Source organism: Nonomuraea sp. NPDC050404 (assembly GCF_040655495.1).
Lineage (GTDB): Bacteria > Actinomycetota > Actinomycetes > Streptosporangiales > Streptosporangiaceae > Nonomuraea.
Genome location: NZ_JBFAKB010000020.1, coordinates 235,251 through 246,446, shown reverse-complemented (window position 1 = coordinate 246,446; position 11,196 = coordinate 235,251). Strand labels below are relative to the sequence as shown.

Here is an 11,196-nt window from a genome sequence, read left to right as displayed (position 1 = left end):
ACTGGATATGGCGTCGACACCCAAATCCTTGCAGGTCAGGGGCACCTTTTCTCATGTTTCAGGAAGAGCCGACTCCCTCGGCTGAATACCCGAGGCCAGGTGCCTGCGCAGGAGCTTGATGACGCCCGCCTCGCCGGCCAGCCACGCGTACAGCGGCCCGTAGTCGACCGCCTCCTCCTGCGGCACCTCCCACAGTTCGTCGGTGTCCACGTCCACGTCGTCGAAGGACGCGGGGGCGTCGGGGGCGGGCAGCGCCGGCAGCAGGCGGCCGGCGGCGGCGCGGACGGCGGGGATGAGGTGGGCGCCCCGCTCGCCGCCGTTCCTGGCCAGCCAGGTCACCTTGACCGAGGCGGCCGTCTCGACCGGCAGGAAGTCGTCCTCGCAGGGCACCTCCATGAGCACCTCGCCGGCCAGTTCGGCGGGCAGCCGCTCCAGGATGCCGCAGATGGCGGGCACGGCGGTCTCGTCGCCGGCGATGAGCACGCAGCCCGTGCCGGCGGGCGGGTGGAACTCCAGGCCGCCGTGGCGCTCCCCGTAGCGGGAGTCCGGGCCGAACAGGGCGGCGACGTCACCGGGCCGCACGCCTTCCGCCCAGCGGGCGACCGGGCCGCCGTCCGGGTGCATGACCACGTCCACGTCCACCTCGGCGGCGTCGGGGCGGACGAGCCTGGCGGTGTAGGTACGCATCGGGTTGCGCTTGCCGGCGTCGAGCGCGCGCCACTTGGCGTACCAGTCGGTGCCGGTCGGCAGGTGGGCCAGGCCGTGGTCCGGGAGCGGGAGGATGAGCTTGAGCCGCTGGTCGAAGCCGTTGTCCGCGAACAGGTTCAGGTCGTCGCCGGTGAACGTCACCCGCAGGAAGGACGGGCTCAGCCGTTCGAGCCGGTCCACGCGGACGTCGAACATGCGAAAGGGCGCGGTCATCCCCGAGATCTCCAATCGATTAGGTGAGCCTAACCTAAACGATTGTGGTGATTTAGGCCAGTCTGCCGACCAAGGGTCACCTCGCCGTCGCGACAAGTGACCAAGGGCAGGTCGGGCCGGGTGGGGATGAAACTTTCATGGCTCATTGACAGCGGGAAAGCGCTTGCCTATGTTGTGGGCCGTTCGCTCACCACGTATGGCCGTACGTACGTGGACGAATGCTCGCTGGGGGACAGGCAGCAGGCCACACCGGACCTGCTCGGGCCAGCAAGGAGCGTGAATCGTGCGACACAGAATCAACGGCAGCGCGGCTGCCCTCATCGCCGGCGTAGTGGTCCTGGCCGGCACCACGATCGCCGGGGTGGCCGTGGCGTCCTCGGCGGCGGCCGCGCCCGCGCCCGGGGCGTACAGTGTGGTGAACAACGGCAGCGGCCTGTGCCTCACCGTGCCGGGGGCCGGCGCGTCGGACGGCGTGCAGCTCACGCAGACCGGCTGCGGCGGCTCCGGGCAGACCTGGAACCTGACGGCCAGCGGCGGCAACTACACGCTCAGGGCGGCGCACAGCGGCAAGTGCGCGGGCGTCAGGGACGCCAGCACCTCCGCGGGCAAGGCCGTGCAGCAGGAGAGCTGCACCGGCGCCTCCTCCCAGACCTGGACGCTGCCCGAGTCGGGCGCCACCCTCAGGGTCGTCAACTCCAACGGCGGCAAGTGTCTCAACATCAAGGACAACTCGACCGCCTCCGGCGGCCTGGTGCAGCAGAACTCCTGCGACTCGGTCGCGACCAAGCAGTGGCGCCTGCAACCGGCGGGAAGCAACCCGACCGACCCGCCCGACCCCACGGACCCGCCCACCTCGCCTCCTCCCGGCGGCAACCCGACCGGGCTCGTCGGCTGGGCCACCCAGGGCGGCGGCACCAGCGGCGGCGGCAACGCCTCGCCGACCACCGTCACCAGCGCTTCGGCCCTGACCAGCGCGCTGTCTGCGAGCGGCGCGGCGGTGATCCGGGTCTCCGGTACGATCTCCTGCTCCGGCATGCTCCGCGTGGCCTCCAACAAGACCGTGCTGGGCAACTCGGGCGCCACCATCGCGGGTTGCGGGTTCAACATCTCCGAGGCAGGCAACGTGATCGTGCGGAACCTGACCTTCCGCGGCTGGGGCGACGACGCGATCAACGTGCAGTACTCCACGCGCGTGTTCATCGACCACAACACCTTCAGCGACGGCAATGACGGCGCCGTGGACGTCAAGCGGGCCAGCGACTACGTGACCATCTCATGGAACAAGGTCACCAACCATGACAAGACCATGCTGCTCGGCCACGACGACGGCAACGGCGGCGAGGACCGGGGGCACCTGCGGGTGACGTACCACCACAACTGGTTCGACGGCACCAACCAGCGCCATCCGCGGGTGCGGTTCGGCAACCCGGTGCACGTCTACAACAACTTCTACGGCAACGTCGGCGGCTACGGCGTGGCCTCCACCGAGGGTGCGGGCGTGCTGGTCGAGGGCAACTACTTCGAGAACACCGAGGATCCCTTCCACCTCGGCGAGGGTGACTCGGGGCCGGGCACCCTGGTCGCGCGCAACAACCACTTCGTCAATTCCGGCAGTGGGCAGAGCGGCGGCGGCGTGGGCTCCATCCCCTACTCCTACTCGCTCGACGGCGCCTCCAGCGTCAAGTCGATCGTGACCGCCGGCGCGGGCGCCGGGCGGATCTCCGTCTGACCACGTTTCCCTCCTCCCCCTCGGCCCCTCCGGCGACCCGCCCGCCGGAGGGGCCTTTCCCGTCCGCCGGAGGAGTGTCTGCCGGAGCAGCGTCCGTCGGAGCAGCGTCCGTCGGAGCAGCGTCCGTCGGAGCAGCGTCCGCCGGAGGGCTTTCCCCGAGCGGGGGCTCGGCGTGCGGGTGTGAGATCGGGGGCGATAGCGTCGGAATGCTGACGTTTCGACAGGTGCCGGGCCGCCGGTCCGGGGCCTGTCTCCCCCCGAGATAGGAGCCCGACTTGTCTCCCGTGATCCTCTCAGCGGCGGGCGCCGCGCTGGTGCTCGACGACACCGGCCCAGGACTGCCGCGGGTGCGGCACTTCGGCGCCGCTCTCGGCCCCGTCTCCGGCCCCGACCTGCTGCCCGTGCTGGACTCGGCGGCCCCGCCGCTGCTGCCGGCCCAGGGCGACGCCTGGTACGGCCGGCCCGGCCTGTCCGGTGGCAGGGACGGTGAGCACTGGCCGGTCCGGTGGAGTGTGCGGGACGTGGAGGTGGAGGCCGAGCCCGGCTCCGGCGGCACGGTGACCATCACGGCCGCCGACGCCAGAGCTGGCCTGGAGCTGGTGAGCGAGCTGATCATGGACGGCGGCGGCCTGGTGCGCATGCGGCACACCCTGAGGAACACCGCCGCGTCGCCGTACCGGGTGGCGGGTCTGGTGTGTGTGCTGCCGGTGCCGGATCGCGCCGGTGAGCTGCTGGACTTCACCGGCCGGTGGGCGCTGGAGAAGGTGCCGCAGCGCAGGGCGTTCGGGCAGGGGGTGTGGTCCAGGGAGAACCGGCGGGGCCGCACCGGGCACGACGGCACCGGGCTGCTGGTGGCGGGGACCGAGGGGTTCGGGTTCCGCGGGGGTGAGGTGTGGGCGGTGCACGCGGGCTGGAGCGGCAATCACGTGCACTACGCCGAGCGGCTGGCCGAGGGCGTGGCGCTGCTGGGCGCGGGCGAGGTGCTCGAACCCGGCGAGGTGGTGCTGGCCGAGGGGGAGAGTTATGGCACGCCGTGGGCGTACTTCGCCTGGTCGGGCGCCGGGCTGGACGACGCGAGCGCGCGGCTGCACGGCCACCTGCGGGAGCGGGCGCTGCCGGTGCGGCCCGTCACGCTGAACAACTGGGAGGCCACGTACTTCGACCACGGCCTCGACCGGCTGCTGGAGCTGGCCGAGCGGGCCGCGGCGGCCGGGATCGAGCGGTTCGTGCTGGACGACGGCTGGTTCCGGCACCGCCGCCACGACCGGGCCGGGCTGGGCGACTGGTACGTCGACGAGGGCGTGTGGCCGGAGGGCCTGCGCCCGCTGGCCGACCGGGTACGCAAGCTGGGCATGCAGTTCGGCCTGTGGTTCGAGCCGGAGATGGTCAACCCCGACTCCGACCTGGCCCGCGCGCACCCCGACTGGATCCTGGGCCGGGCCGAGCGCATGCCGCCGCCGCAGCGCAACCAGCAGGTGCTCGACCTGGCCAGGCCGGAGGCGTACGCGTACCTGCTGGAAAGGCTGGACACGCTGGTCGGCGAGTACGCGCTCGACTACATCAAGTGGGACCACAACCGCGACATCGCCGAGCCGGTGCACGACGGCGTGCCCGGCGTGCACGCGCAGACCCTGGCCACCTACCGGCTGCTGGACGAGTTGCGCGCCCGTCATCCCGGGCTGGAGATCGAGTCGTGCTCGTCGGGCGGGGCGCGCATCGACTACGGCATCCTGGCCCGCACCGACCGGGTGTGGACCTCCGACTGCAACGACGCGCTGGACCGGCAGTCGATCCAGCGCTGGACGGGGCTGCTGGTGCCGCCGGACCGGCTGGGCTGCCACGTCGGCGCGCCGCGCGACCACAGCACGGGCCGGAGCCTGCCGCTGGCTTTCAGGGCCGCCACCGCGCTGTTCGGGCACATGGGCGTGGAATGGGATCTGACCTCGGCGAGCCAGGAGGAGCTGGCGGAGCTGGGCACCTGGATCGCGCTGCACAAGCGGCTGCGGCCGGTGCTGCACGCCGGGCGGGTCGTGCACGCCGACCACCCGGACCCGTCGGCGCTGCTGCACGGGGTGGTGCTGCCGGAGCGCGCGGTGTACGGCTACGTGCAGCTCACCTCGCGGCCGAGCATCGCGCCGGGGCCGCTGCGGCTGCCCGGCCTCGACCCCGCCGCCGTGTACGAGGTGCGCGTCGCCGGGCCCGTGCCCCGCGGGGCGCGGATGCCGAAGTGGGCCGACGCCCCGGTGCGGCTGTCCGGTGCGGCGCTGGGCGAGCTGGGGCTGCCCGCCCCGACGCTGCAGCCGACGTCCGCGCTGATCGTGGAGCTCGAAAGGGTCCAACCTAACCCGGGCAAAGGCCCGGCGGTCAGCTGAGGTCCAAATCAGAGCCGCCGAAACGGTCGCGCAGGAAGCGGCCCTGGTCGCGCAGCGCCTGCTCGTCGCCCCGGTGGATCGCCTCGGCGACCTTGCCCATCTGGGCGTCGAGCAGCGCGAGCTGGGCCAGCAGCTCCTCGTGGGCGCTGCGCTCGCGACCGGCCCGCCGGGTCAGGGCGTAGCCGCGGGGCAGGTTCGCGTACGCCTCCAGGCTGGCGGGCAGGTAGCTGCGGATGGTCTGGGAGAGCACGTGGAGCTGGTCGGGGGAGGCGGTGAGCTGTTCGGCCCTGGCCAGCACGCCGCCGATGACCTCGGCCAGGGCGTGCACGGCGGCGTGCACGTCCTCGGGGAAGCGCCGGTCGAGGCGGGCCAGCAGGCCGTCCAGGTCGGCGCGCAGGGCCCGGGTCTCCACCTCGGCGTGGGAGATCGTCAGCCGGACGCGGTCGGGCGGGGCGAGCAGCGCGCCGACCCCGTACAGCGCGATCACCACCACCGGCCAGAACGCGCCCGTCAGGCCCAGGAAGTGGCCGAGCAGGCCGAGCAGCGCCAGGCAGGAGCCGACGATGTTCCTGGTGGAGCCCAGGTAGCGCAGGGCCCGCTCACTGATAGCCACGGATCTCCTTGAAGGCGCCCGTCAGCGAGGTCGTACGGGCGTCGAACACCGCGCCGCCGGTCAGGTCGGCCACCCGGCGCATCTCCTCGGCGTCGCTCTCCCCGAACAGCACCACGAACGTCGGCGTGCGGCGCTGCTCGTCCGGCAGGGCCCGGTAGCGGGCCTCGAAGGCGGAGTAGTCGGAGCCGTTGGCGTTCTCGCCGTCGGTCATGAGCACGATCGAGGAGTAGTGGCCGGGCGCGACCGGCCGGTCGTAGGCGGCCGCGAGGCTGTCGTAGATCGCGGTGCCGCCGTTCGCGCCCAGCCCTTCGGCGAACTGCCTGATCTGGGTGAGCACGGCTTCGGGGGCGCGTTCGGGGACGGTGAACTCGACCGGCTGCCCCGGCGTGCCGTTGAACGGGATCATCGTCACCGACTCGCGGTTGCTGAACCGGGTGAACGCGCCGGAGACGGACCCGTCGGCGCCGGTCAGCGCGACCAGGGCCTGGCGCAGCGCGGAGATCCTGTCGCCCTTCATGGAGCCGGAGGTGTCCAGCACGAACCTGGTCTCCGGCGGGACGCGCACCTGGTTGAGGTAGGTGGCGATCAGCTCGTCGGCCGTGCTGCGCCGGTTGGGGAAGGGCAGCTCGATGAGCTGGGCCTGGCCGAAGCGCGGGTCGAGGGGCACGTTGCCGGCGATCGGCCGGCGGTGGCTGCCGGTCATGATCTCCTTCTGTACGGCCGGGGTGCGCAGCCAGGCGGTGAGCTTGCCGTACAGGGTCTTCTTGGCCTCGGGCGCGGAGGCCAGCAGGGTGAGCGGGTAGTCGGCGCTGACCACGCCGTCGCCCGGGTAGATGAGCTTGAGCGGTTGGCGGGAGCCGAGCAGCACCGACTCGTAGTTGACCATGCCGTCCACGCGCGGGTCGCGGGTGTAGGCGTCGGCCAGCCAGCCCGACGAGCCGGCCGTCAGCCGCTGCGCGGAGAAGAACTCCTTGAGCCGGGGCGTCACGGTGGCGACCTGCTCGGCGCTGAGCGCGCCGTCGGCGTCCGACAGCGCGGCGGCGACCCCGACCAGAGCGGAGAAGCCCGAGTTGGAGGAGGCGGGGTTGGTCATGCCGAAGCTGAACCTGCCGTCCTTCGCCGCCGCCGCGATCTCGCCCCACGTGGGCTGCTTGGCGTCCCAGCCGAGCTCGCTCGCCTTGGCGGGCTTCAGGCCCAGGACGACCGGCGAGACCATGGTCTTGGTCTGGGTGGACAGCTTGGCCTGGGCGCCGTCGATCAGGGACAGGTAGCGGTTGGAGGAGAACCAGATGGCGTCCAGCCGGCCGTCGGCGCGGCCGCTCGCGACCTGCTCGGCGCCGTCGAGCGTGCCGGTGTAGGTCAGCTTCACCTGTACGCCGGCCTCGCTCTCGGCTCGCTTGAGCAGCGGCTCCAGGTCCTTGACCTCGCTGCCGGCCAGGATGCGCAGGACATCGGGGCCGTCGGTGGTCTCCTCCGTCCCGCCGCCGCAGGCGGCCGTCAGGAGCAGGGCGGGCAGGAGCGCGGCGGCGAGCCAGCTGCGGCGGCGCGAGGTGGGCGTGAGCCCGGTCGTGCCGGTCATGAGCCGGACTCCTGTGCCCGCTCCAGGTAGGTCCTGGCGTGCTCCAGCTCCGACGACAGGCTGTCCACCGTGACCGCCATGTTGTCCACGGCCTGGGCGCGGAAGGAGTCGATCAGGTCCATGGTGGCGTAGACGTTGTCGAACGCCTGGCGCAGCGTGTCCAGGTCCACGGTCGTCGAGGCGGCCTGGTTCTGGATCGCTCCCGCCTGCGTGCGCAGCATCTCGCTGGTGGCCAGGATGAGGTCGCCGGTCGTCGCGTTCAGCGCGGTGATCTGGTCGAGCACGAGCTTCTGGTTGGCCAGCGCCTGCGCGACCGTCACCGCCGTGCGCAGCGCCGCGACCGTCGTGGTGGTGGCCCGGTCCACGCCCTTGCTGAGCTCCAGGTTGTTCTTGCGCACCAGGTCCAGGGCCAGGTAGCCCTGCGCGGAGACGGCGAGCTGGGTGAGCAGGTCCTGGTGTTTCTGGCGTACGGCGAACAGCGCGTCGGAGCGCAGCGCCGTGGCCTGCTCCTCGGTGGCCAGCGCGATGCGCTCCTCCAGGGCCGCGTCCATCGCCTGGGCCATCACCGCGTACTCCTGCAGCCGCTTCATGGCCTCCCACAGGTTCGTCTTCTCGCCCTCGATGGCGGCGTTGTCGCGCAGCAGCTCGTCCTGGCCGGACTTCAGCGCGCGGATGATGTCGTCGAGGTGCTTCTGCGCGGAGTGGAACTTGGCGAAGTAGTCACGCAGCCGGTCACCGAAGGGAATGAGCCCCAGCAGCTTGCGCGGCCCGCTCGCGGCCTGCTTGGGATCCAGGTCCACGACGGTACGGCGCAGCGCGACCAGGTCGCCCGCCACCTTGGCCTGGGCGTCGGCGCCCTCGCCCTTGGCCGCGCTGAGGGCGGCGACCGGGCGCTTGAGCATGCGGTTGGCCACCTGCGAGGCGGACCTGATCTCGGTGTCGCCCATCGAGGAGATGTCGTGCACCTTGCGGGAGAATTCCGGCGAGCGCGGGTCGATGCCCGTCAGCTCGCCGGCGAAATCGCGCGCCTTGGCGGTCAGCTCGGCCGTGCGCTCGCCGGACATCGGCAGCATGGTGGCGGCTGTCTCGGCCGGGACCGGGGTGACCGGTTCGGGCGGCGTGAGCACCAGATCGGACACGTACAAGATCTCCTTGCTAGGGTCTGGCGGAGTCGATGGTGGTGATGAGCCGGTCCAGCCGCTCGTAGGTGGGCGGCTCGACGACGTCGACCAGCTCCTTGGCGGCCGGCGCCCCGGTCTTGGCGACCTGGTCGGCGAACGGGCGCGGGTCGGTGGTGCGGAAGCCGTACCGGGCGGCCAGGGACTGCAGCTCCGGATCCTTGGTGAGCAGCTCGCCGACGCGGCCGCCGCCGGCCGACAGGGGCACCAGGGTGTGCTTGCTGAGCACGGTGGGCGAGGGGTAGACCAGCCGCATGTCAGGCTTGATCAGGCCGTCGCCGGCGAAGACGCGGGCGAGGTACTGCGCCTCGTACACGACCAGCATCGGCGTCTTGCCCGCGCCCAGCGCGAGGTAGTCGTCGAAGGAGGCCTCGCTGGTGGACTCGGAGAAGCCCTGGTCGAGTACGGCCGGCCCGACGACGGGCGCGATCTTCGCGATCTGCGCGTCGGAGGTGATGACGTTCTCGCCGTTGGCCACGTAACCGATCGCGGACAGGTACATGGCGGCGGAGTTGGACGTACGGATATCGGTCGTCGTAAGCAGCACCCGCTTACGTGCCTGATATGCCGAATTGTCCGGAATTTCGTCCCAGCGTGTGCCCTTGGCTACTAGGTCGAGATATTTCTTGATGTCTAGGATTTGGTGGCCTTTGCCGGAATCGCGAAGAATGCCGGATTTTGTGAGCAGGGCCGCGATCGGCTCGAACGTGGCCACCGCCATCGGCGAGTAGAACGGCGAGTACGTGGTCGTGGCCTTGCGGTCGCTCTTGATCCGTTCGGCGGCCGGAACGCTGGAGGGGAAGGCGAAGGCGTACCGGCTCAGGTCCACGTCGGTGACGATCTGCCGGGATCCGGCCGTGTCCACCTCGACGCTCAGCCCGTGCTTGGCGAAGGCCGCCTTGACCTTGGGGTCGTCGAAGAAGGGCTTCTTCTCCGACCCGATGACACCCCGCACCGCGACCATCTCCGGCCGCTCGTCACCCCGGTTCCCGATGACGATCGCGACCACTGCCACCCCCGCCAGAACCGCCGCCAGAATGACGCCGATCCACCGCTTCATCGAACCCCTTTTCCTGAATTAACCCCCATGACAGGGATTATGGGATCGGGATTGCGGGGCCTGGGCCGGTGAAAGATGACCGTACGGCAGAATTCACGCGCCGTTCACGATAAGCGCATTCAAGTTACGGCACGGGGGCGCGGGAACGGTGTTGCGCGGCAACAAGCGCGCTGGGGGAGGGGCGGCCGGTCAGGGGATGACGTCGGCGACGATCGTCGTGCCGGCCTTGCGACATGAGGTGAGCCTGCCGGAGCGCATGGTCTCGGCGGCGGTGTTACTGGCGCACTCCCAGCCGGACACGGTGGCGATCCCGGCGGTGCCCTGCTTGGCGGTCTGCGGGCGGTAGTAGGCGCGCAGGACGCGCACCGCCTCCTTGCAGTCGGCCCGGCCCCGGTGCACCGCGACGGCCGCCAGGGAGCCGTCCGCCGCCTTGACCTGCCCGCACACGGTTTTGGGCCCGGCGAGCGCCGGACGGCTCGGCGACTCCCGCGCCGACGGCTCCAGCGTGCGGGCCGTGGCCGGCGGCTCAACCGTGGCCGATGGCTCGGCGCTGGCCGGCGGCTCGGCAGTGGCGGTGGCGGTGGCGGTGGTCGGCTGAGGCGCGGGTGACGCGGCGGCCGAGGGAGCGGCGGACGGCGGCGCCGAGGGACCACACGCGGCCAGGCAGAACAAGATCGGAACACAGACGGCGACGCTGACACGCACGGGAAAGGCAACTCCGGAACTCGGCTTCAGGACCGAGGCAGTCTCTCACGGCACCGCGACGTGCCACGCCACCAGGCCACCCGCCATGGCCGGGGCAGGCGGCGGGGCATCCAGGGGCGCCCCGACTCAACCGCGTGGCGGCCTGGCGGTCACGGTCTCATGGCGCCGACTCAGCCGCGCGGCGGGCCTGGCGGTCACGGTCTCATGGCGCCGATTCAGCCGCGTGGCGGCCCTGCGGTCACGGTCTCGCGGGCGTCTCGTACGCCGCCGCGCCACCACCCCATGGCCTCCACCCACCAGGTCATGCCCGCCGCCACGTACCCATCGACCAGGCCGTCGGCGGCGCGCCCCTCCAGCGCGATGTCGAACCCGTCCAGCGAGCCCCTCTCCTCACCCAGGAAGTCCACCACCCGGGCGAACTCGTCAACAGGAACCGGCCGTTCCTGCCCATAGTCCTGGAAGGTGGGCATGGCCCCGTCCCACCGGGCGGCCCGCCGGAACCCTGCCCGGGTCGGCCACCGCCCCGGGCACCAGATCGGGATCCGCGGCCGCTGCGCGGGCACGGGCGGCAACCGCTCCCACAGCCGGGTCAGCTCCTCCAGGCCACGATCCAGCTTGGCCGCGCGAACCTTCAGATCGGGGTCCTCGCCGAAGTCGGTGTACTCCTCGTCCATCGACCCGAGCCCCGCGCCGAACACCAGCCGCCCGCCGGACAGCCGGTCCAGCGTGGCGCTCTCCTTGGCCACCATCTGCACCCGGCGCCGCGGCAGGGCCGCCATCAGCACACCGAGCCTGATCCGCCGCGTACGGGCGGCGATCGCCGACAACACCACCGTCGGGCTGGCCACCGGCCAGTCACGATCGTGATAGAGCAGGTGGTCCCACAGATAGACCCCGTCCCAGCCGTGCTCCTCGGCCGCGACGGCCAGCTCGACCAGCACCTCAGGGTCCCCGAACTCACCTACGTTCGGCAGCCCGACGGCATAGTGCACCATGGGCCCCACCCTACGCTCCCGCCCCGACAGGAGCGGGGACGGGA

9 protein-coding genes are annotated in these 11,196 nt (G+C 71.6%); 2 read left to right on the top strand and 7 right to left on the bottom strand.

Annotated elements, in window-relative coordinates:
* Nucleotides 1-51: 51 nt before the first annotated feature.
* Nucleotides 52-921, bottom strand: coding sequence for a siderophore-interacting protein (locus AB0I81_RS43345; RefSeq protein ID WP_360670325.1), 870 nt, complete (start codon nucleotides 919-921; stop codon nucleotides 52-54).
* 283 nt (nucleotides 922-1,204) lie between these two features.
* Here AB0I81_RS43345 and AB0I81_RS43340 point away from each other — a divergent pair, with 283 nt between their 5' ends.
* On the top strand, nucleotides 1,205-2,650 hold the full coding sequence (locus AB0I81_RS43340; protein ID WP_360670322.1) for an RICIN domain-containing protein: 1,446 nt from the start codon (nucleotides 1,205-1,207) through the stop codon (nucleotides 2,648-2,650).
* A 275-nt stretch (nucleotides 2,651-2,925) separates the two neighbouring features.
* Nucleotides 2,926-5,022: an alpha-galactosidase gene (locus tag AB0I81_RS43335; protein ID WP_360670320.1), complete on the top strand. Its 2,097-nt coding sequence runs from the start codon at nucleotides 2,926-2,928 to the stop codon at nucleotides 5,020-5,022.
* On the opposite strand, the gene AB0I81_RS43330 is transcribed toward AB0I81_RS43335, so the two are convergent.
* The 6 genes from AB0I81_RS43330 to AB0I81_RS43305 form a co-directional block, all read right to left on the bottom strand.
* Nucleotides 5,015-5,635 (bottom strand): hypothetical protein, encoded by a 621-nt coding sequence (locus AB0I81_RS43330; protein WP_360670317.1) that lies wholly within the window; start codon nucleotides 5,633-5,635, stop codon nucleotides 5,015-5,017. The two genes, AB0I81_RS43335 and AB0I81_RS43330, sit on opposite strands and share 8 nt — an antisense overlap.
* On the bottom strand, nucleotides 5,622-7,214 hold the full coding sequence (locus AB0I81_RS43325; RefSeq protein WP_360670314.1) for a substrate-binding domain-containing protein: 1,593 nt from the start codon (nucleotides 7,212-7,214) through the stop codon (nucleotides 5,622-5,624). The genes AB0I81_RS43330 and AB0I81_RS43325 overlap by 14 nt, the downstream gene beginning before the upstream one ends.
* The gene (locus AB0I81_RS43320; RefSeq protein WP_360670312.1) at nucleotides 7,211-8,353 is read right to left on the bottom strand and encodes a toxic anion resistance protein; all 1,143 of its coding nucleotides are present in this window, start codon (nucleotides 8,351-8,353) and stop codon (nucleotides 7,211-7,213) included. Before AB0I81_RS43320 ends, AB0I81_RS43325 begins: the two co-directional genes overlap by 4 nt.
* Before the next feature lie 16 nt (nucleotides 8,354-8,369).
* Nucleotides 8,370-9,452: a hypothetical protein gene (locus AB0I81_RS43315; protein WP_360670309.1), complete on the bottom strand. Its 1,083-nt coding sequence runs from the start codon at nucleotides 9,450-9,452 to the stop codon at nucleotides 8,370-8,372.
* Nucleotides 9,453-9,641: 189 nt separating this feature from the next.
* Nucleotides 9,642-10,157 carry a hypothetical protein gene (locus AB0I81_RS43310; RefSeq protein WP_360670306.1) on the bottom strand — a complete coding sequence of 172 codons (516 nt, stop codon included), beginning with the start codon at nucleotides 10,155-10,157 and terminating at the stop codon, nucleotides 9,642-9,644.
* A gap of 215 nt (nucleotides 10,158-10,372) precedes the next feature.
* Nucleotides 10,373-11,152, bottom strand: coding sequence for an LLM class flavin-dependent oxidoreductase (locus AB0I81_RS43305; RefSeq protein ID WP_360670303.1), 780 nt, complete (start codon nucleotides 11,150-11,152; stop codon nucleotides 10,373-10,375).
* Nucleotides 11,153-11,196: the final 44 nt, after the last annotated feature.

What these genes read in the sequence shown, in the direction of transcription:
- AB0I81_RS43315 (WP_360670309.1), bottom strand. Translation starts at nt 9,452, where the DNA reads ATGAAGCGGTGGATCGGCGTCATTCTGGCGGCGGTTCTGGCGGGGGTG.
- AB0I81_RS43345 (WP_360670325.1), bottom strand. Translation starts at nt 921, where the DNA reads ATGACCGCGCCCTTTCGCATGTTCGACGTCCGCGTGGACCGGCTCGAA.
- AB0I81_RS43305 (WP_360670303.1), bottom strand. Translation starts at nt 11,152, where the DNA reads ATGGTGCACTATGCCGTCGGGCTGCCGAACGTAGGTGAGTTCGGGGAC.
- AB0I81_RS43325 (WP_360670314.1), bottom strand. Translation starts at nt 7,214, where the DNA reads ATGACCGGCACGACCGGGCTCACGCCCACCTCGCGCCGCCGCAGCTGG.